Below are 20,074 nucleotides of genomic sequence, written 5' to 3'. Positions count from 1 at the left end.
CACCGGACCGCATAGAGCAGGCTTTCCAATAGCTTCACCCACTCCCCGGTCGCAGCCCGACGAGGCGCTGCGACCTTTCGTCGATGCCACCCTTTCCAGCGCTCTGGGCGGATACGAGGTAGACATGGCCGACCGGCGTCCGCACGTCGTCATCGTGGTGGTGAACCTGCCCGTCGAACGTGACCGGCGGGTCATCCGCGAGTGCCGGGCACTGGAGGCCGCCGGCTACCGGGTGACGGTCATCTGCCCGCGCGGCCCGCAGAAGCTGCGGATCCTGCCCGGTACGGCGACGCAGATCAGGTCGTTCCCACAACCGCTGGCCGGCTCGGGCGTGCTCTCCTTCGCCGCCGAGTTCGCCTGGGCACTGATCGCCGTCACCACCCGCCTGCTCGGCGTCATGGTCCGCACCCGCGTCGACGCGGTGCAGGCCTGCAACCCGCCCGATGTCTTCTGGACCATCGCCCTGCTCATGCGGATGCTCCGCCGGCCGTTCGTCTTCGACCACCACGACCTGAGCCCGGAACTCTACGAGTGCAAGACCGAGAACCCGCGCCCGGTCGTACTGCGCATTCTCAAGCTCATGGAACGGCTCTCCTGGCGGTGCGCGTCGGCCGTGGTGTCGACCAACGAGTCCTACCGGGAACTGGCGATCAGCCGTGGCGGCTGCGATCCCGACGACGTCGTGGTGGTGCGCAACGGCCCGACGCTCGCCGAGGTCGGCGCGACCGGGATACCGACGCAGCGCGCCGGCGAACCGGGGTCGACCGGCACCGGCGACGACGGCCGCCAGGTCATCGTCTACCTCGGCGTGATCAATCCGCAGGACCACGTCGACGCCGCGGTGCTCGCCGCCGAACGGCTGGTCGACCTGCGCGGCCGGGACGACTGGCGGATGGTCGTGGCCGGGGACGGCGACAGCCTGCCCGGCCTGCGGCAACTCGTCACCGAACGTGGACTCGACGACGTGGTGCGGTTCACCGGTTGGCTGGAGGCCGACGAGGTCGACGTGCTGCTGCGCTCCGCCTCGATCGCCATCCAGCCGGACCCTCCGACCCGGATGGCCGACTTGTCGACGATGGCGAAGACCGTGGAGTATGTGGCGCGAGGGCTGCCGGTCGTAGCCGTCGACCTACTGGAGACGCGGCGCACCGCCGAGGGGGCGGCGACCTACGTGCCGACCGGCTCCCCGGACGAGCTGGCCAAGGCGCTCGACCAGCTCCTCAGCGACGAGGACGCCCGGGCGACGATGCGGATCGTGGCCCGGCAGCGCTTCACCGAACTACTCGCCTGGGACCACCAGGCCAGGACGTACATCCGGCTGTGGGACCGGCTTCTGCGCCCACGGTCGACGGGCCACGACCCGGCTCCACCCGTGAACCCGGCCCACGCCGAGCGCGGCGTGAACGACGCCGCATGGTACGAATCTGGCGGCAGGGCCCCTGGCCGGGCCTCGCAGACCAACCTCACGACCTGACGACCCGCGCTACCCGAAGGGGCCGACGCTGTGGACCTTCTCGACCTCCTGAGACTGATGGTCCGGCGGTGGTACGTCGCCGCTCCGGTCGTCGTGCTCACCCTCGGCGCGGCGCTCGTCGTCGGCTCGTCGATCCAGCCCGAATACAAGACCTCGGCCGCCGTCCTGCTCGTGCCGCCGACCACCAACCCGCCCGCGCCGGCGCCCAACGCCAGCCCGCAGCCCGGCAACCCGTGGCTGAAGGTCGGTGAGGTCGCGATGGCCCAGGCGGTGCAGATCTCGGTCTCCGCCGCCGACGCGCGGCAGAAGGTCCAGGCGGCCGGCGGTGACCCGGGCTACGAGATCGGCCTGGTGAACCGCAGCTCGATCGTGACCGTCGACGTCACCGCGACCACCCACGAGGCCGCGCTGGCCACGGTGATCGCGGTGACCAAGCTGATCAGCGACGAGGTCTCGGAGAGCCAGGAGGCCTACAAGCCCAAGGCGGGCGAGGAGATCACCACCGAGATCCTCGACCCGGGCACCGAGATCACCCCGTCCCGCTCCAACGTCCTGCGCGCGCAGATCGTGGTCGTCGCGATCGGCCTGCTGTTCACCGCGGTCGCCGCCGTCGTCTACGACGCCATCCAGCGGCGGCGCACCGTCGCGCGGGCGGCCAGCCGGCAGAGCGGCCGCCGCCCGGTCGCGGACGACGCCGGCCAGGCGAGCGTCGCCGGCGGTCGGCGGGGTGCCCCCCACCAGGGTGGCAGCCGCTCCCCCGAGGTCACCCAGGCGTTCGGCAACGGTCGCGGCGGCCAGCAGATCTCCGCCGACTTCATCCGGGCGCCGCAGTCCGACGACACCATCCTGCTCACCGCGGTCCGCACGCCGACCGACGATTCAAAGCGATAAGTACGCCGACGACGTACTGACGGAACGAGTCCCGTGCAGACCTACCTCTCCGCCCGACGTTCAGCCACGGTTTACGACGGGATCACCCCCCGGACCCGCCACTTCCCGGACGCGACGGCGGGTGTCGTCGCCGCGGTCATGCTGGCCTACCTGCTGCCGGCCCGGCTGATCTTCCCGCCGCTGACCACGCTCGGCCGCCCGGCCGTCATGGTCGGCCTCGGCCTGCTGGTCTGGTGGGCGCTGACCCGCCTGCATCCCAACCTCGTCACCCGCGGGCAGCAGCCGATGCGCTGGGCGCTCGCCGGCTACCTGGTGACGATCGGCGTGTCGTACGTCGCCGGTCAGGCCCGGGGCATGCAGGTGCTGGAGGCCAACAGCGCCGACCGGACGATCCTGATGGCGCTGGCCGGCGCCGGCGTCCTGCTGGCCGCCGCCGACGGCGTACTCACCCGCGACCGCATCGACCACCTGCTGCGCTGGTTCTGCTGGGGCTCGAGCGTCATGGCGCTCTTCGCGCTGGCGCAGTTCATCCTGCGGATCGACTTCACCAACTACCTCAAGCTGCCGCCGGTGCTGATGTTCCAGAAGGACCTCGTCGGCTTCGACGCCCGCGGCGGCGGCGGTCTGGTCCGGGTGGCCGGGACGGCCGGCCACTACATCGAGTTCAGCGTGCTCATGGTGATCGGCCTCATCGTCGCCATCCACTTCGCGCGCTTCTCCAGCAGCCGCCGCAACCGGCAGATCTACGCCGCCCTGGCGATGATCCAGGCCGGCGTCATCCCGATCTCGCTGTCCCGCACCGGCGTCCTGGCGCTCGCCGCCGCGATCCTGCTCTTCATCCTGGTCTGGCCGCTGCGCACCACGTTCAACGTGCTGGTGATCGGCGTCTTCCTGATGGCGTTCATCCAGGTCGGCAAGCCGGGGCTGCTCGCCACGTTGCGCGCCCTGCTGCTCGCCGGCGACAACGACCCGAGCGTGCAGGGCCGGCTGGAGGACTACGCGTTCGTCACACCGTTCATCAAGGAACGATTGTGGCTCGGACGCGGGGTCGGCACCTGGTTACCCGAGCTCTACCAACTCCTCGACAACCAGTGGCTGGTCACGCTGGTCACCGGCGGCGTCGTCGGCGTCGTCGGGCTGGCGGGACTGTTCGTCGTCGGCATCGTCACCGCCGGACGCGTCCGCCGGTTCGCCACCAACGACCGCGACCGGGACCTGGCCGCCGTACTCGCGGTCGGGATCGGGGTCGCGGCGGTGACCGCGTTCACCTTCGACGCGCTGTACTTCTCGACCTACCTGATCACCGTGCACCTCTTCCTCGGGCTCGCCGGCGCGATGTGGCGGGTGACCCGGGCCGAACGCGTCAACCACATCGGAGCGCAATGACCGAGCACAGCGAGGGCATCAATCAGCTCAGCCCCAAGTCATGCGACCGCCGAGCGAAGCGAGGTGTCGCATGACCGAGCACAGCGAGGGCGTCAGCCGGCAACGCGGCATCGACATCTTGATGATCACGTACGACCGGCCGGAGTACGTACGGCTCTCCCTGCCGCACCTGCTCGAAACCGCCACCACCGACACCCGGATCTGGTTGTGGCACAACGGCACCGACCAGCCGACCCTGGAGGCGGTGGAGGAGTTCCGGCATCACCCACGGGTGCACCGGTTCCACCACAGCCCGACCAACGCGGGCCTGCGCGAGCCGACCAACTGGCTGTGGGCCGAGTCGGACGGCGCGTACGTCAGCAAGGTCGACGACGACTGCCTGCCCGACAAGGACTGGCTGGAGACGCTGCGCCGGGCGCACGAGGACGTACCCGAGTTCGGGGTGATCGGCACCTGGCGCTTCCCCGCCGAGGACGTCGACGACGCACTCGTCACGAAGAAGCTCGCCGACTACGCCGGCGGCCACCGGCTGATGCGCAACCACTGGGTGCAGGGCAGTGGCTACCTGCTCAAGCGGGCCGCCGTCACGCAGACCGGACCGATCGGTCCGACCGAGTCGTTCACCGCCTGGTGTCTGCGCTCGGCCCGGCTCGGCTGGGTCAACGGCTGGTACCACCCCTTCCTGCCCGAGGACCACATGGACGATCCGCGCAGCCCGCACACGATCTACCACACCGACGCCGACTTCATGGCCCGCCGGCCGCTGTCGGCGAAGAACACCGGGGTGACCACGGTCGCGCAGTGGACCGAGCAGATGCGGCACTCGGCCAAGGTGGTCCAGGCCGCCTCCCTCGACCTGCGCGAGTACGGCGGCTGGCGGGCCCGGCGCCGCGGCGCCGTACGGCGGATCCGGCGCGCGCTGACCGGGCGGGCGCCGTGGTGACCAGCGTGGTGATCGCCGCCCACAACGAGGCCGCGGTGATCGACCGGTGCCTGCGCCGGCTACTCGCCACCGCCTCCCCCGGCGAGTTCGAGGTGATCGTGGCCGCCAACGGGTGCACCGACGCGACGGCCGAACTGGCCCGCGCCGTGCCCGGGGTGACCGTCATCGAGTTGGCGGAGGCGTCGAAGTCGGCCGCCCTCAACGCCGGTGACCGGACGGCGACCGGCCTGCCCCGGATCTACCTCGACGCCGACATCGCCCTGTCGACCACCGACCTGCGCACGTTGTCACGGGCGGTCGACGACAGCGCGCTGGCCGCCGCGCCCCGCCGGGTCCTCGACACCAGTGGCCGCCCGCTGCTGGTCAAGGCGTACTTCGCGATCAACGGACGGCTGCCGGCGTTCCGCAACGCGCTCTTCGGCCGGGGCGTGATCGTGCTGTCCCGGGCCGGCCGGGCCCGTTTCGAACAGTTCCCCGACGTGATCGCCGACGACCTGTTCCTCGACTCGCTCTTCACCGACGCCGAGAAGCGCGAGGTCAAGGGGGTCGCCTCGGTGGTGGCCACCCCCCGGCGCACCGCCGACCTGCTGCGCCGCCTCGGCCGGGTCCGGGCCGGCAACACGGCGCTGCGGGCCGCCGCCACCGACACCGGGGTACGCCCGTCACGCAAGCTGTCCTGGCTGGTCGACGTGGTGCTGCCCCGGCCGTGGCTGCTCCCGGCCGGGATCTGCTACGCGGTGCTGACCGTCGTCGCCGGGATCAGGGCCCGGCGCACCGGGCCCGGGGCGGCGTGGGGCCGCGACGAATCGACCCGTACGCCGGTGACCCGATGAACCCGACCGTGAGCGTGGTCATGGTCTCGTACCAGACCCGGGACCTGATCGTCCGGGCGCTGACCGGGCTGCGGGCCACCGGCACCGGCGTCGACTACGAGGTGATCGTCGTCGACAACGCGTCCGCCGACGGTTCGGCCGACGCGATCGCGGCCGCCCTGCCCGACGTACGGGTGGTGCGGCTGGCGCACAACGTCGGTTTCGGCCGGGCGGTCAACGTCGGCGCCGAACTGGCCCGCGGCGACTACGTGCTGCTGATGAACCCGGACACCGAACCCGTCGGCGACGTGATCGGGGAGTTCGTCGCGTTCGCCCGGGCCAACCCGGCGCATCGCGTCTACACCGGCCGCACCCTGCATCAGGACGGGACCGACGACGGCCGGTCGGTGTTCGCGCTGCCGAGCCTGTGGGGCTACTTCTGCTTCGCCACCGGGCTCTCGACGATCTTGCGCCGCTCCCGGCTGCTGAACCCCGAGGAACTGCCGGGCCTCGACCGCACCCGGCCGACGCCGGTGCCGGCCGCCTCCGGCTGCCTGCTGCTGATCGACCGCGCCCTGTTCGCCGAACTCGGCGGTTTCGCGCCGGACTACTTCATGTACAGCGAGGACATCGACCTGTGCCACCGGGCGACCGGGTTGGGCGCGGCGCCGGTGCTCGTCCCGACGGCCCAGGTGCTGCACGTCGGCGGCGCGTCGTCGACCAGCGTCGGCAAGCGGGTGATGGTGCTGCGCGGGAAGACGACCTATGTGCGGCTGCGCTGGTCGGCGTCGCGCGCGGCGGTCGGCCGCGCGCTGCTGGCGGGCGGGATCGCGGTCCGCGCGGCGGGTGCGAGGTTGACCGGCCGGGCCGGCTACTGGCGTGAGGTGTGGGCCCAGCGGGCCACCTGGCTCGCCGGCTGGCCGCCGGTCGCCGAGTTGCCGCCGGTGGTTCCGGTGCCACTCACCCCGTCCGTGCCGCCCACTTCGTCCGTGCCGGCCACCCCGTCCCCGGCCACCCCGTCCCTGCCGCCGATCTAGGGGAAATCGTGGGCGACTCGCCCTCTTTGCGACTCAACGAGTCCTAGATCGGCGTCCGCGCCGCCCTGGGGCGGCGCGGACGCGGCGGGGTCACGAGGTGGGGCGGGGGCCGGTCACCGGTACGTCGGCGAAGGCGGCGACGGTCCGGTCGGCGTACGCGCTCGCGTCGCCGACCTCCATCGGCCCGTCCCATTCCCGGGGCAGCGGCACCGGCGTACCGGGGGCGACCCGGCGGACGATCTCGTCGAGCACGGTCTCGGCGTCACCCACCCACAGGTGTTTGGCGCCGGGTACGCCGACCACCTCGGCCTGCGGAATGGCCGCGAACCGCTCGCGGGCCTCGTCGGGGCGCAGATAGTCGTCGAACTCCGGGACCAGTGCGGTCACCGGCTTGCCCGACCGGGCCCAGGTCCGCAGGTCGTCGGGGGTCGAGAAGCGCAGCGGCGGCGAGAGCAGGACGGTGCCGGTCACCTGCGGGTCGCAGCCGTGCTTGAGCGCCAGGTCGGTGCCGAACGACCAGCCGACCAGCCAGATGTCGGGCAGTTCGGCGAACTCGGCGTACTCGATCGCGGCGGCCACGTCGAACCGCTCGCTGTCGGCGGCGTCGAAGGTGCCCTCGCTGGTGCCCCGCACGCTGCTGGTGCCCCGGGTGTTGAACCGCAGGACGGCGAGGCCGGCGAGCGCCGGCAGCCGCCAGGCCGCCTTGCGGAAGACGTGGCTGTCCATCATCCCGCCGTGGGTGGGCAGGGGGTGCAGGCAGACCAGGGTGGCGACCGGGTCGCGGTCCAGCGGCCGGGCGAGTTCGCCGACCAGGCGCAGGCCGTCGGCGGTGTGCAGCTCGATGTCCTCGCGGTGGGCGGGCAGGATCGAGGTCGCGCGGATGGGTTCGCTCACCGGTCCAGTCTCGCGCGGCCGTACGGCCGCGTCAGCCCGTGGCGGGCGGCACGTGACGCACATCCCGCCGGTGCCCGGGTCGCGCCCGCCGATCGAGGGGTTGTTGAGCGACAAACCCGGCGTATCCCCCACGACTTCTCCTTGATCAACGGGGAAGCCGGAGCCGGTGCGCGCGTCAGCCGTAGCGGGGGGCGCTGCGGGAACGTTGGGTGCCGGGCGATCGCCGGTCGCGGGCCCGCCAGCACCCGGAGTGCCAGTGTCGCCGGTCGGTGAGGTCCCCGCGTCCGTCGGCCGGCCAGACCACCACGTGCGCCACGCCGGGCCGGATCTCCTGGTCGCACCCGGGACACCGGTACGTCTTGGTCGCCGACCCGCCCGGGATGCCGCGCACCTGCCACTCGCCGTCGCTCCAGGTCTGAACCGCCTCCACACCGCGCCGCATCCGCTCGTCGTCGAGCGGCGGACCGGCGTCGGGGCGCGGACGGTTGCGACGGGGGCTCACGTCGACCAACAGTAACGGTGGGATGCGTACCCTCGACAGGTGAACCGGCTCCACCTCTGGCTCCAGCGGCACCCGGTCGTCGTCGACCTGATGATCGCGGCGCCGATCGTGCTGCTGACGCTGGTGGCCGCGACCGGAGCCGGCCGCCACCCGGTCGCCACCGCCTTCGACGCCGCCCTGATCCTCGCGGTCGTGGTCCGCCGGGTCTGGTTCACCGCCGCCTACCTGCTGGTGATCGCGGTCGGCCTGGCCACGGTGGCGTCCGGTCGGCTGGACATGCTCGTGCCCGCCCACCTCGCGATGCCGATCCTGCTCTACACGGCCGCCGCGATCGGCCCGGAGTGGGCCCGCCGGCTCGGCGTCCTCTGGATCCCGGTCGCCCCGACCCTCGCGGTCCTGGCCATGGACTCGTACGGCAACATGAGCCGGTCGGGCAGCCCGTGGCCGCTGACCGAACTGGTGGTGCTCACCGGCCTGCTCGCCGCCCCGCTGGTCGCCGCCTGGGTCTGGGGCAACTCGGTCCGGATCCGGCGCCGGTTCTACGCGCAGCTCGCCGACCGGGCCGACCGGCTGGAGCGGGAGCGCGACGCGCTGGACCGGGTCGCGGTGGCCGAGGAACGGGCCCGGATCGCCCGGGAACTGCACGACGTGGTGGCGCACCACGTGTCGGTGATGGTGGTGCAGGCCGACGGCGCCGGCTACGCGCTGGCCGGCGATCCGGAGCGGGCCCGCGAGGCGCTGGGCACCATCTCGCGTACGGGCCGGGAGGCGCTTACCGAACTGCGCCGGCTGCTCGGGGTGCTGCGTACCCCGGACGGCGAGGCCGCCGCCCGGGCCCCGCAACCCGGCCTGGAGGGGATCGGGGAACTCGTGGGTCAACTGCGCGGCACCGGGCTGGCGGTGGAGCACACGGTGGCGGGCCGGCCCCGGCCGGTCGGGGCCGGTACGGCGCTGACCGCCTACCGGGTGGTGCAGGAGTCGCTGACCAACACGCTCAAGCACGGCGGTCCGGGGGTCCGGGCGACGGTACGGCTGGCCTGGTCGCGGGACCACCTGCGGGTGGAGGTCCTCGACGACGGCAGCCATCCTCACCCGAACGGCGTCGGGCTTGGCAGCGACGGGCCGGCGGAACCCGGCGGTGGCGGGCACGGCATCATCGGGATGCGCGAGCGGGTGCTCGCCGCCGGCGGCCGGCTCCTGGTCGGGGCGCGTCCCGAGGGCGGCTTCCAGGTGTCGGCGACCCTGCCGCTCGACCGGGACGGCGGCCCGACCGACAGAGAGGTGAACCGGTGATCCGTGTGGTGCTCGTCGACGACCAGCAACTGGTCCGCACCGGCTTCCGGATGATGCTCGACGCACAGGCCGACATGACCGTGGTCGCCGAGGCGGGTGACGGCGCCGCCGCCATCGAGGTGCTCCGCGCCCACCGGGCCGACGTCGTGCTGATGGACGTACGGATGCCGCGGATGGACGGCGTCGAGGCGACCCGGCGGATCTGCGCCGGACCGGACGCGCCCCGGGTGCTCGTGCTGACCACCTTCGACCTCGACGAGTACGCCTTCGTCGCGCTGCGCGCCGGCGCCGCCGGGTTCCTGCTCAAGGACGTGCCACCGGAGGAACTGCTGACCGCGATCCGGGTGGTGCACGCCGGGGACGCGGTGGTGGCGCCGTCGACCACCCGGCGGCTGATCGACCGGTTCGCCGCCTACCTTCCGGATCCGGCGCGGGCCCCGGACGACCGGGCGACGGCGTCACTGACCGACCGCGAGCGCGAGGTGCTGCTGCTGGTCGCGGCCGGCCGGTCGAACGCCGAGATCGCGGCGGAGCTGTTCGTGGCCGAGACCACGGTGAAGACGCACGTCGGACGGATCCTGACCAAGCTCGACCTGCGCGACCGGGTGCAGGCCGTGGTGTACGCGTACGAGCACGGACTGGTCCGCGCCGGTCACTGAGGAGCCCGCGCCGACCCGACCGGTCCACGCTGGACGGTGTCGGATCACGGTCAGCGTCCGCTGTGGATACCACCGGTCACGTTAGCGTCCCGGTCGGGGCCGGCCACGGAGGCCGGCCGCATCGGGGAGGTCCGACCATGCGTGGTGGACGTGTTCTGGGCGGCGTACTGGCGGCGGTGCTCGCCGGCGCCGTCATGACGGCGGCACCGGCCGCCTGGGCCGGCTGGCAGGGTGAGCCGCTCTTCGGCGACGTCGACGGCGACGGTGTGGTCGACCGGGTGACGCTGGTCGGCGGCGGCCCGGCCGAGTGCGGCGTCACCGTCGAGCTCGGCACCGGCGGGGGCGCGTACGGCCCGGGAACGGTGTACACCTATCCCGATCCGAGCGGTGGCACCGGCCACTGCCCGGACATGGGTGTGGTCGTCGATCTCGGTGGCGACGGCACCGTCGAACTGGTGCTGGCCTGGTTCGACGGCCGGCCACCCGGGGTCGGCCACGACCTGCTGGTGCTGCGCGACTACGCACCGGTCGGCGGGTTCGACGCCATCTACCAGCCGAGCTACATCGGGCTGGCCGACTTCAACGGCGACGGCCGGCAGGACGTCTACGAGTGGACCGACCAGGGCGACGGGTTCCGCACCTTCCTCAACACCGAGGCCGGCACACTGGTGCCCGGCCCGGTCGAGTACTGCGGCGGCCAGCCGGACTTCGAACTCGCCGACTTCGACGGCAACGGCGCGACCGACGTCGTCATCGCCTTCCACGAGGGCTGGTGCGGACCGTTCAGTGGCGTCGTCGTGGTCTTCGACGACGGCAGCACCGTCTATCTCGAGCAGGACGAGTGGGGCGACGACGGGTGGGAGGTCGACCTCGTCGACCTCGACGGCGACGGTCGTCCCGACGTACGGACCACGAACTGGTCCGGCACCGTCCGGCTGTACGTCAACGACGGCGACGGCACCTTCACCCCGGGCATCCGGGCGGTCGAGGACCGGGTGACCGTCGGCCCGACCAACCGCAAGCGGATCAAGGTGCTGGACAACGACACCGTCGTCCCCGGCACCGTGCTCACCATCACCACCCCGCCGAAGTACGGCACGGCGACCGTGACCGCGCAGAACACGATCGCGTACGTCCGCACCGACACCGGAAACACCAGGCGCGACATCTTCGGCTACCGGATCACCGCCGGCGGGCAGACGTCCGACGCGACGATCATCGTCCGGGTCAAGCAGTAGGGGTCCCGCGGGTACGGCGTACGACCCGGGTCGTACGCCGTACCCGGAACGGACCGTGCCTGAGACGGACCCGGTCGCGACCCGGGGCCGACGCTGCGGCGGGCCCCGCGCCATAGCGTCGACGGACATGCGCCACGTGATCCTGGCCGGGCTGCGGGCCCGGCGTACCCGCCTCCTGCTGACCTCCGCCGCCGTCGCACTCGGGGTGGCCTTCGTGGTCGCCACGGTCGCGATGACCGACACCCTGGCGGCGCAGCTCTACGACACCACCGCCCGGCAGGCCAGGGACGTCGCGGTACGGGTCACCGCCGACGGATCCGGGCGGCTGACCGACGCCGACCTGGCCGCCGTACGCGGGGTGCCCGGTGTGGCGGCGGCGGCCGGCCGGGCCGGGTCGACCGGTGTACTGCTCGGCGCCGACGGGCGGGTGGTGACCAGTCTGGGCAACCCGGACTCGACGTTGCGGGCCCTCGCCGACGACCCCCGGCTCGCCGGCTTCGACCTGGCCGCCGGGGCGTACCCGACCGGACCGGGCGAGATCGTCGTCGACCGTGACACGGCGGCCGCCCAGGGCTGGCCGCCGGGGGCGACGGTCCGGCTGGTCACGACGGCGGGTGAGACGGTCGCGTTCCGGCTCGCCGGGACCGCCGACACGACCGGGTCGTGGCCGGTCGTGCACCTGCCCGCGGCCGACCTGACGGCGGTCACCGGGGAGTCGGGCTGGGGCGCCGTCGACGTCCTGGCCGGCCCGGGCGCGGCGCAGGACGACCTGCGGGACGCGGTGGCCGACGCCCTGGCCGGCCGCCCGGTGCGGGTCGTCACCGGCGCGCGGTACGCCGACGCGCTGGCCTCGGCCGCGGTCGGCGACGTCGCCCAGATCCGCCTCGCGCTCGGTGCCTTCGCGCTCGTCGCCCTGCTCGTGGCGGCGCTGGTCATCCACAACACGTTCGCGATCCTGGTGGCCCAGCGGCAACGGGAACTCGCGCTGCTGCGCTGCGTCGGCGCCGGTCGCGGCCAGGTGTTCCGTACGGTGCTGGCCGAGGCGGCGGTGCTCGGGGTACTGGCGTCGCTGATCGGCTTCGGCCTCGGGCTGGGCCTCGGCTGGCTGGGCGCGGCCGCCCTCGGCCGGACCAGCGGGGTCGGACTCGACGTACCGCTCCAGGTCGGGGCGAACACCGTCGCCGTGGCGCTGCTCGTCGGGGTCGGGATCACCGTCGGGTCGGCGGCCCTGCCGGCCCGGGGTGCCACCCGGGTCGCCCCGGTCACCGCGCTGGCCAACCAGCCGGACCTGGCCCCGACCGGCAACGCCGGGGTGCTGCGGGTGGTGACCGGGACCGCCGCCCTGCTGCTCGGTACGGCGCTCGTGGTGGCCGGCGCGGTCTCCGCCGCGATCGTGCCGACCGTCGCCGGCGGGGTGCCGGTCGCCCTCGGTGTCCTGGCGCTCGGGCCGGTGGTGGTGGGTCCGCTGGCCCGGCTCGTCGGGCGGATCCCGGCGCTGCTATTCGGGGTCGCCGGCCGCCTCGCCGCCAGGAGCGGCGACCGGAGCCCGCGCCGGGCCGCCGCGACCGCGCTGTCGCTGACCGTCGGCATCACGCTGGTGACGGCGTTCCTGGTCAGCGCCGAGACGCTCAAGCACAGTCTCGACGACCAGATGCGCAAGCGGTTCCCGCTGGACTACCTGGTGACCGCGCCGGACGGACACCGGCTGCCCGGCGACCTGGCCGACCGGCTCGCCGCGGTGCCCGAGGTCGGGCGTGCGGTGCCGCTGGCCGCCACCGGCAGCGGGCTGCGGGCCGGTACGCGGACCGGGTCGGCCGAGGTCGGCGGCTTCGACCCCGACCTGCTGCGGCAGGAGTTCGCGCTGCCGGTCGGGTCCGGCGCCGTCGGCGACTTCGCCGCCGGCGGTGCGGTGCTCGACCCGGCCACGGCCGAAACGCTGGCGGTCCGGGCCGGCGACCGGATCACCGTCGAGGGACCGGACGGCTCCGTCGACGTGGTCGTGTCGGCGGTGCTCTCCGCCCCGTCGGCACCGCTGCCGGCGGTGCTTCTCACCCCGGCCGAGGCGGCGGCGGTGGTCGGAACGCCGGACCCGCACGGGGTGCTGGTCTGGATGTCGGACAGCGTCCCGGCCGCGGCCGCCCGGACCGCCGTCGCGTCGGTGACCGACACCGAACCGCTGGCGGTCGTCACCGACGTGCAGAGCAGCGGCGACCAGACCGGCGCGATCATCGACGGACTGCTGGCGGTGGTCGGTGCGCTGGTCGTGCTCTCGGTGGTGATCGCCGTGGCCGGGATCGCCAACACGCTGACCCTGTCGGTGCTGGAACGGACCCGGGAGTTCGGGCTGTTGCGGGCGGTCGGGCTGGGCCGCCGGCAGCTGCGGGTGATGCTGCTCGCCGAGGGCGCGGTGCTGGCCACCGTCGCCGGCGTGGTCGGGGTCGCCTTCGGTGTCGGGTTCGGGGTGGCGGCCGCGTACGCGGCGATCCCCCGCGACTGGCTGGTGCTCGTTCTGCCGTACGGCCGGATCGCCCTGGTGGTGGTCGGTGCGGCGGTGGTCGGGTTGCTGGCCGGGGTGCTGCCGGCCCGGCGGGCGGCCAGGGTGCCCCCGGTGGCCGCCCTGGCGGCGGACTGACGGCGGGCGGGACGCCACGGTCCCGCCCGGCTCAGTCCCGCGGGTGGGTGCGGAAGCCGCGGCCGGCGGTGACCAGCTGTTCGAGCAGCGGCGCGGGGGCCAGGCCCGGCTCGCGCGACTGCCGGTAGAGGGCCCGCAGCGTCTCCAGCGCCACGTCGGGCCCGACCCGGTCGAGCAGTTCGAACGGCCCGGCCGGATAGCCGCAGCCGAGCTTCATCGCGTGGTCGATGTCGTCGGCGGTCGAGTACGACGACTCCAGCATCCGCACCGCGTCGTTGAGGTACGGGAACAGCAGCGCGTCGACGACGTATCCGGCCCGGTCGGCGCAGACCACGGCGGCCCGGCCCAGCCGCGCGCAGACCGCCCGGGCCGTCGCGGTCGTCGCGGGCGCGGTCCGTACGGTGTGGACGATCTCGGCCAGGGCCCGGTCCGGCGCCGGGTCGAGGAAGCGCAGGCCGACCACGTCGGCGGGCCGCCCGGTCGCCATGGCCAGGTCGATCACCGGAAGCCGGGTCGTCGAGGTGGCGAGCAGCGCCCCCGGCTTGCAGACCTTGTCGAGGCCGGCGAAGAGCGCCCGGTCGGCGTCGGGCCCGCCGGCCCCGGCGGTCACGACGAGGTCGACGTCGGCGAGCCGGTCCAGGTCTCCGGTTACCGCGACGACGTCGTACCCCGCGTCGGTGAAGAGCCCGACGAGCCGCCGCGCCGGCTCGCCGGAGCCGACGACGCCGACCGTGGCGATCTGCGCGGCGTCGCCGGCCGGCTCCGGGAACGGCGTCGTTTCGTCCGGTACGACGACCGCCGAGCCCGGCTTCTCGTACGTGTAGAAGCCTCGTCCGGACTTGCGGCCGAGCCAGCCCGCGGTGACCATCTGCCGCAGCAGCGGCACGGGCGCGTGCCGGCGGTCCCGGCCGCCACGGCGGTACATGGTCTCGAGGATCTCGTACGCGGTGTCGAGGCCGATCAGGTCGAGCAGGGCGAGCGGTCCCATCGGCAGGCCGCCGCCGAGCCGCATCGCGGTGTCGAGGTCCTCGCGGCCGACGTGGCCCGCCTCGACCAGTCCGGCCGCCTGGTTGAGATAGGTCAGGAGCAGGGCGTTGACGATGAAGCCGGCGCGGTCGTCGACGGTGACGTCGGTCTTGCCGAGCCGCGCGCAGAGCGCCTCGACGTCGGCGACGACCTCGGGCGCGGTGACCACGGTACGGATCACCTCGACCAGCCTCATGACCGGCGCCGGGTTGAAGAAGTGCATGCCGACGACCTGTTCGGGCCGGCCGGTGGCGGCCGCGATCTCGGTGACCGACAGCGAGGAGGTGTTGGTGGCCAGGACCGTCGCCGGCTTGCAGGTCCGGTCCAGGTCGGCGAAGAGCCGCTGCTTGATGTCGAGGCGCTCGGGCACCGCCTCGATGACCAGGTCGGTCTCGCGCAGCGCGTCGAGGCCGACGGCGAACGTCACCCGGGACAGCAACGCGTCGCGGTCGGCGGGGGCGAGCTTGCCCCGCTTCACCGCCCGGTCGGTGGAGCCGGTGAGGTTGCCCCGCCCGCGGTCCAGCGCGGCTTCGGTGATCTCGACGGCGACGACGTCGAGCCCGTTGCGGGCGAAGACCTCCACGATGCCGGCGCCCATGGTGCCGAGCCCGACCACTCCGACGGTGCGGAATTCGCGTGCCACGCTGCCCCTCCCCACCCGGCCGGCGCCCCGGTGGGCCGGCCGCGAACCGAACACCCCTCAGGCTACTTAACGCCAATTCAGGACGCTGGCCCGAGTCCGTCCCCCGGATCGCCGACGGGCCGGACCTCAGCCGCGTACGGCCGCCTCCACCGCCGCCGCGCCGGCCGGACCGAGCGTGATCGTGTAGTGGTTGACGCCGGGCACGGTGACCTCGGTCGTCCCCGGCAGCCAGTGCGCGGCGTGCCCCTCGGCGTAGAACGGCCGGTCTGGCTGGTCGAGCATGCCGCGTTCGGCCCGCAGGAACACCGTGGGCACCCCCACCGACGCCGGGACCGCCCCGGGCAGCGCGTACGTGTCCCGGGCGTCGCGGACCGCCGCCTCGGGCCGGCACGCCGGACGCAGCTCCGGCGGCTCACCGACCAGGTCGTAGTCGACGTACGCGGTGACCGCGTCGGTCCAGTCCACGAAGGACGGATGGGCCCGCCACAGGTCCCGGTACGACTCCCGGTCCGGAAACGTCATCGTCAGCCGGGCGAACGCCGGCCCGATCGTCCGCCGGACCGCGTCCGCGACCGTCGCCTCGTCGGCGGTGGCGTCGATCCCGTCCGGTGCCGGCAGCGGCGGCCCGCCGTCGACCAGCACCAGCCGCTCGACCAGCCGCGGGTGGCGGCGGGCCAGTGCGACCGCCACGAAGCCGCCCATCGAGTGGCCGAGCACGACGACCGGACCGCCGCCGTACGCCCCGATCACGGCGGCCAGGTCGTCGGCGTGCCGCTCCATCCCGTACGGGCCGGGCAGGTCGCGGCTGCCGCCCCGGCCGCGCAGGTCGGCCGCGACCAGCCGGTGGTCGACGCCGAGCCGTTCGCCGAGCAGGGTCCACGCCACGTGCGACGAGGTGATGCCGTGCGCGGCCACCAGCAGCGGCCCCCGGTCGCCCCAGACGCCGACGGTCAGGTCACCGCCGTCGACCGGCACGCTCCCGACCGCGTACGGCACCGCGCCCGGCGTGGCGGATCCGACGCCGGCCGGACCGGTGCTGTCCCGCGCGGTCACGGCAGCAGGTCCAGCAGCGCGGCGGCGAAGTCGGCGGGGCGCTCGACGTGCGGCGAGTGCCCGCAACCGGAGTACACCACCTCGCGGTAGCTGCCCCCGGCGGCGGCGTAGCGGTCCAGCACGGCCCGGGTCTGGCCGACCATCGGCTGCGGCGGATAGGCGTCGGCGCCCGGCCAGCCCGGCACCAGGCCGAGCGCGCCGAGCTGCCCGAACTCCAGCATCGAGGTGTCCGAGACGATCACGTCGCGGTCGCCCCGGATCCAGGTGACCGGCGGCTTGGCGGGCACCGCGACCAGGTCGTCGGCGATCCGGAAGTGCCGGGGCGACATCGTGTTGAGCACGCCCCGGTCCCCGGGGGCCATGCCGGGCCAGGTGTCGACGACGGTCGCCGTACCCGGGTAGTTGTCGTCGCCGGTGGCCGTCGACAGCACGGTGTCGAGCAGCGCCTCCTCGTCGGTGCCGAGCGACGCGGGATCGGCCACGTACGTCGCCCGCATGACGTTGCGCGGGCTGGTCGGCTGGTCGGCGCCGCGGTCGCCGGCCGCCAACCGCTTGACGAAGTCCGGGTTGGCCGAGCCGCCGCCGGTGCCGGCGAAGTCGGCCGTGGTCGGCGTGCCGTCGAGGTCGCGGGTGCCGCCGAAGCCGTACGGCGAGACCGGCGACTCCAGCAGCAGGCCGGCGACCCGGTCGGGGCGGTCGACCAGCAGCTGCATCGCGACGCCGCCGCCCAACGAGTGGCCGGCGACGACCGGCCGGGCCCCGGGCGGTCCGAAGAGCGCCGGGTGGTCGAGCAGGGCCGCCACGTCGTCGGCGAAGTCGCGCAGTCCCCGGGTCGCGTCGACCGGGGCGGCGTCGGTCGCGCCGTAACCGCGCAGGTCCGGGGCGACGATCCGCAGCGTGGCCGGCAGGTGACGCAGCAGCGGATACCAGAACGCGCCGGAGGAGCAGTTGCCGTGGATCAGCAGCACCGGCGTGCCGTCGGCCGGCCCGGCGACGTGCACGTGCTGGGTGATCCCGCGCGCTTCGACGCGTACCGTCTCGGTCTCCATGCGCCGGATCATCGCACCGGGCCGGGCCGGTCACCATGTGGGGCGCCCCCACACGAACCGGTCCGGTGCTGTGGCGGTCGGCCCGGTGCCGACCGGGCCGGTGTCGATTGGCCCGGTCGGCGGCGCCCGGTCGGCTCAGCGGGTGACCATCAGCACCCAGGCCACCCACCCGGCCAGCATCACCAGCCCGCCGACGACCAGGACGAGCCGGCCGGACCGGCGCGCGGTCTGCATCGCCTGAGTCGGTTCGGCCAGCACCCCGATCGTCGACCGGCGTTCGTCGGACGATCCGATCGCGCGCTGCGCCGGGATCGGCCCGACCAGGCGTACGGAGCCGACCGGGTCGGTGAGCGCGGCCGACGGGTCGAAGAACCGCAGTTCGACGCCGCCGAGGCGGATCCGGTCGCCGTCGCGCAGCTCGACCGCGACGCCCTCGATCCGTCGTTCGTTGAGAAAGGTGCCGTTGGTGGAGCCCACATCGGACAATGTCGCCCTGCCGTCGGTCAGTTCGACGGCGGCGTGCCGGCGGCTCACCCGGGAGTCCTCGACGACGATGTCGACGCCCTCCTCCCGCCCGATAGTCCGGGCGCCGGGGCGCAGCCGAAAGCTCGCTCCGCGCAGTGGCCCGCTCGTCACCGTCAATTGCGGAAGCAGCGGCAAATCATCGGACATGTGTTTCGACAACGCCTTCCGGTCGGTGGAACGAACCCCCGGTCGCTCCCCCGGTCAGCCTTTCAAGTCGGGGCAAGGTAATCACCGCACCGGCGGGCCGGATTGGGTCGTCCCCCGGCCAGACCTCACTCACCGGTTCGGCCGTATCGGCCGGCCGCGATGCCCGCACGTCCACGACCGAGGGGGCCGGAACACCTGCCCGTGCCGCATCCCATCGATCGCCGGCGGGCGGCAGTGAGTATTTCTCAGGTCTAGACTCGGTACAAACCTTCTCGAGGAGCGCCGATGACCACAGTCCACGTGCCCGGCGTACCGGTGATCGCCGACGGCGAACTGATCTCCACCAACCCGGCCACCGGCGACGAGGCGGGCCGGTTGCCGGTCGCATCCGCCGACGACGTCGCCCGCGCGGTCGAGCGGGCCCGCACCGCCAGCGCCTGGTGGATCGGGCTCGGCGACGCCGGCCGCCGGGAACGGCTGCTCCGGTTCCGCGCCGTGCTCGCCAACCGGATCACCGAACTCGCCGAGGTCGTCAACGCCGAGGGCGGCAAACCCGTCGCCGAGGCCGTCGTCGAGATCGTCTCGGCGATCGAACACCTCGACTGGGCCACCCGCAACGCCCGCCGGGTCCTCGGCCCACGCCAGCTGCGGTCCCGGCTCATCCTCGCCGAATTCGCCGCCCACCTCGAATACCAGCCGTACGGCGTGATCGGGGTGATCGGGCCCTGGAACTATCCGGTACTCACCCCGCTCGGCTCGATCGGGTACGCCCTCGCCGCCGGCAACACGGTCGTGTTCAAGCCGAGCGAATACACCCCCGTCGCCGGCCAGTGGTACGTCGACGCGTTCGCCGAGGTGGTGCCCGAGCATCCGGTGCTGCAGGCCGTACACGGGCTCGGCGACGTCGGGGCGGCACTGTGCCGGGCCGGTGTCGACAAGGTGGCGTTCACCGGCTCCACCGCCACCGCCCGCAAGGTGATGGCCGCCTGCGCCGAGACGCTGACCCCGGTGCTGCTGGAGTCCGGCGGCAAGGACGCCATGATCGTCGACACGGACGCCGACCTGGACGCCGCCGCCGAGGCCGCCGTGTGGGGCGGGATGACCAACGCCGGCCAGACCTGCATCGGCATCGAACGGATCTACGCCGTCGCGCCGGTCTACGACGCCTTCGTGGCCAAGGTGGTCGAGCGGGCCGGCCGGCTGACCGTGGGAGCGGCGGGCGACGCCGACCTCGGCCCGATCACCATGCCGGCGCAGATCGACATCATCCGGCGACACATCGACGACGCCCTGGCCCGGGGCGGTCGCGCCGTGCTGGGCGGCCCCGACGCGGTCCAGCCCCCGTACGTCCGGCCGACCATCCTGGTCGACGTGCCCGAGGACTCGGCCGCCGTACGGGAGGAGACCTTCGGACCGACCCTGACGATCAAGAAGGTACGCGACGCGAACGAGGCGCTGACGCTGGCCAACGCGCTGCCGTACGGCCTGGGCGGCTCGGTGTTCGGCCAGCGGCGGGCGATCCCGATCGCCCGGCGGCTGCGCTCCGGGATGGCCGCGATCAACTCGACGATCACCTTCGTCGGGATGTCCACGCTGCCCTTCGGCGGCGTCGGCGACTCCGGGTTCGGGCGCATCCACGGCGACGACGGGCTGCGCGAGTTCGCCCGCTCCAAGGCGATCACCCGCCGCCGCGGCCCGTCGGTGCTGCCCGCGATGACCTTCGACCGCACCCCTGCCCAGATCGCCCGGATCGTCAAACTGGTCAAGACCCTCTACGGGCGGAGTTAGCTGGCCCCGGCTCCGCCTTGGCGGTCCGCTCCGCCTCGCGCCGCCCGTGGGGGCGAGAGCGGGAGCGTTCTAGATCATTTGC

Annotated in this window: 17 protein-coding genes; 11 read left to right on the top strand and 6 right to left on the bottom strand. The window is 73.6% G+C overall.

Annotated elements, in window-relative coordinates; genetic code table 11:
• Positions 1-124: 124 nt before the first annotated feature.
• The 6 genes from Prubr_RS18570 to Prubr_RS18545 all read left to right on the top strand — a co-directional run bounded on the left by Prubr_RS18570 (position 125) and on the right by Prubr_RS18545 (position 6,543).
• Complete coding sequence (locus Prubr_RS18570; RefSeq protein WP_212827118.1) at positions 125-1,474, top strand: glycosyltransferase family 4 protein; 1,350 nt, start codon at positions 125-127, stop codon at positions 1,472-1,474.
• Between the two features lie 30 nt (positions 1,475-1,504).
• A complete protein-coding gene (locus tag Prubr_RS18565; protein WP_212827116.1) occupies positions 1,505-2,365 on the top strand; it encodes a hypothetical protein in 861 nt (286 codons plus the stop codon).
• 33 nt (positions 2,366-2,398) lie between these two features.
• A complete protein-coding gene (locus Prubr_RS18560) occupies positions 2,399-3,751 on the top strand; it encodes an O-antigen ligase family protein (protein WP_212827114.1) in 1,353 nt (450 codons plus the stop codon).
• A 70-nt stretch (positions 3,752-3,821) separates the two neighbouring features.
• Positions 3,822-4,694, top strand: a complete 873-nt coding sequence (locus Prubr_RS18555) for a glycosyltransferase (RefSeq protein WP_212827112.1) — start codon at positions 3,822-3,824, stop codon at positions 4,692-4,694.
• Positions 4,691-5,527 (top strand): glycosyltransferase family 2 protein, encoded by an 837-nt coding sequence (locus tag Prubr_RS18550; protein ID WP_212827110.1) that lies wholly within the window; start codon positions 4,691-4,693, stop codon positions 5,525-5,527. Before Prubr_RS18555 ends, Prubr_RS18550 begins: the two co-directional genes overlap by 4 nt.
• Positions 5,524-6,543: a glycosyltransferase family 2 protein gene (locus tag Prubr_RS18545; RefSeq protein WP_212827108.1), complete on the top strand. Its 1,020-nt coding sequence runs from the start codon at positions 5,524-5,526 to the stop codon at positions 6,541-6,543. Before Prubr_RS18550 ends, Prubr_RS18545 begins: the two co-directional genes overlap by 4 nt.
• Before the next feature lie 90 nt (positions 6,544-6,633).
• Here the strand turns inward: Prubr_RS18545 and Prubr_RS18540 are convergent, their stop codons facing one another.
• Positions 6,634-7,437 (bottom strand): alpha/beta hydrolase, encoded by an 804-nt coding sequence (locus tag Prubr_RS18540; protein WP_212827105.1) that lies wholly within the window; start codon positions 7,435-7,437, stop codon positions 6,634-6,636.
• A gap of 175 nt (positions 7,438-7,612) precedes the next feature.
• Positions 7,613-7,879: a hypothetical protein gene (locus Prubr_RS18535; RefSeq protein WP_212828216.1), complete on the bottom strand. Its 267-nt coding sequence runs from the start codon at positions 7,877-7,879 to the stop codon at positions 7,613-7,615.
• 99 nt (positions 7,880-7,978) lie between these two features.
• Between Prubr_RS18535 and Prubr_RS18530 the strand changes: the two genes are divergently transcribed.
• The 4 genes from Prubr_RS18530 to Prubr_RS18515 all read left to right on the top strand — a co-directional run bounded on the left by Prubr_RS18530 (position 7,979) and on the right by Prubr_RS18515 (position 13,761).
• A complete protein-coding gene (locus Prubr_RS18530) occupies positions 7,979-9,232 on the top strand; it encodes a sensor histidine kinase (RefSeq protein ID WP_212827103.1) in 1,254 nt (417 codons plus the stop codon).
• Complete coding sequence (locus tag Prubr_RS18525; RefSeq protein ID WP_212827101.1) at positions 9,229-9,891, top strand: response regulator; 663 nt, start codon at positions 9,229-9,231, stop codon at positions 9,889-9,891. The genes Prubr_RS18530 and Prubr_RS18525 overlap by 4 nt, the downstream gene beginning before the upstream one ends.
• Before the next feature lie 137 nt (positions 9,892-10,028).
• A complete protein-coding gene (locus Prubr_RS18520; RefSeq protein ID WP_212827099.1) occupies positions 10,029-11,129 on the top strand; it encodes an FG-GAP-like repeat-containing protein in 1,101 nt (366 codons plus the stop codon).
• Between the two features lie 127 nt (positions 11,130-11,256).
• The gene (locus Prubr_RS18515) at positions 11,257-13,761 is read left to right on the top strand and encodes an FtsX-like permease family protein (protein WP_212827097.1); all 2,505 of its coding nucleotides are present in this window, start codon (positions 11,257-11,259) and stop codon (positions 13,759-13,761) included.
• A gap of 31 nt (positions 13,762-13,792) precedes the next feature.
• Here Prubr_RS18515 and Prubr_RS18510 read toward each other — a convergent pair whose 3' ends face one another.
• The 4 genes from Prubr_RS18510 to Prubr_RS18495 all read right to left on the bottom strand — a co-directional run bounded on the left by Prubr_RS18510 (position 13,793) and on the right by Prubr_RS18495 (position 18,204).
• Positions 13,793-15,430, bottom strand: coding sequence for a 3-hydroxyacyl-CoA dehydrogenase family protein (locus Prubr_RS18510; RefSeq protein ID WP_212827095.1), 1,638 nt, complete (start codon positions 15,428-15,430; stop codon positions 13,793-13,795).
• Positions 15,431-15,556: 126 nt separating this feature from the next.
• Positions 15,557-16,483, bottom strand: a complete 927-nt coding sequence (locus Prubr_RS18505) for an alpha/beta hydrolase (protein ID WP_212827093.1) — start codon at positions 16,481-16,483, stop codon at positions 15,557-15,559.
• Positions 16,480-17,532, bottom strand: coding sequence for an alpha/beta hydrolase (locus Prubr_RS18500; RefSeq protein ID WP_212827090.1), 1,053 nt, complete (start codon positions 17,530-17,532; stop codon positions 16,480-16,482). The genes Prubr_RS18505 and Prubr_RS18500 overlap by 4 nt, the downstream gene beginning before the upstream one ends.
• Positions 17,533-17,667: 135 nt before the next feature.
• Positions 17,668-18,204: an FHA domain-containing protein gene (locus Prubr_RS18495; protein WP_212827088.1), complete on the bottom strand. Its 537-nt coding sequence runs from the start codon at positions 18,202-18,204 to the stop codon at positions 17,668-17,670.
• Positions 18,205-18,489: 285 nt separating this feature from the next.
• On the opposite strand from Prubr_RS18495, the gene Prubr_RS18490 reads away from it, so the two are divergent.
• Entirely contained in the window at positions 18,490-19,992 is a 1,503-nt protein-coding gene (locus Prubr_RS18490) for an aldehyde dehydrogenase family protein (protein ID WP_212827086.1), read from the top strand.
• Positions 19,993-20,074: the final 82 nt, after the last annotated feature.

The organism is Polymorphospora rubra (genome assembly GCF_018324255.1).
GTDB classification, from domain to species: domain Bacteria; phylum Actinomycetota; class Actinomycetes; order Mycobacteriales; family Micromonosporaceae; genus Polymorphospora; species Polymorphospora rubra.
This window is presented reverse-complemented; position numbering and strand designations above follow the sequence as displayed.

What these genes read in the sequence shown, in the direction of transcription:
- Prubr_RS18535 (WP_212828216.1), bottom strand. Translation starts at nt 7,879, where the DNA reads ATGCGGCGCGGTGTGGAGGCGGTTCAGACCTGGAGCGACGGCGAGTGG.
- Prubr_RS18515 (WP_212827097.1), top strand. Translation starts at nt 11,257, where the DNA reads ATGCGCCACGTGATCCTGGCCGGGCTGCGGGCCCGGCGTACCCGCCTC.
- Prubr_RS18495 (WP_212827088.1), bottom strand. Translation starts at nt 18,204, where the DNA reads ATGTCCGATGATTTGCCGCTGCTTCCGCAATTGACGGTGACGAGCGGG.
- Prubr_RS18490 (WP_212827086.1), top strand. Translation starts at nt 18,490, where the DNA reads ATGACCACAGTCCACGTGCCCGGCGTACCGGTGATCGCCGACGGCGAA.
- Prubr_RS18555 (WP_212827112.1), top strand. Translation starts at nt 3,822, where the DNA reads ATGACCGAGCACAGCGAGGGCGTCAGCCGGCAACGCGGCATCGACATC.
- Prubr_RS18570 (WP_212827118.1), top strand. Translation starts at nt 125, where the DNA reads ATGGCCGACCGGCGTCCGCACGTCGTCATCGTGGTGGTGAACCTGCCC.
- Prubr_RS18545 (WP_212827108.1), top strand. Translation starts at nt 5,524, where the DNA reads ATGAACCCGACCGTGAGCGTGGTCATGGTCTCGTACCAGACCCGGGAC.
- Prubr_RS18520 (WP_212827099.1), top strand. Translation starts at nt 10,029, where the DNA reads ATGCGTGGTGGACGTGTTCTGGGCGGCGTACTGGCGGCGGTGCTCGCC.
- Prubr_RS18500 (WP_212827090.1), bottom strand. Translation starts at nt 17,532, where the DNA reads ATGGAGACCGAGACGGTACGCGTCGAAGCGCGCGGGATCACCCAGCAC.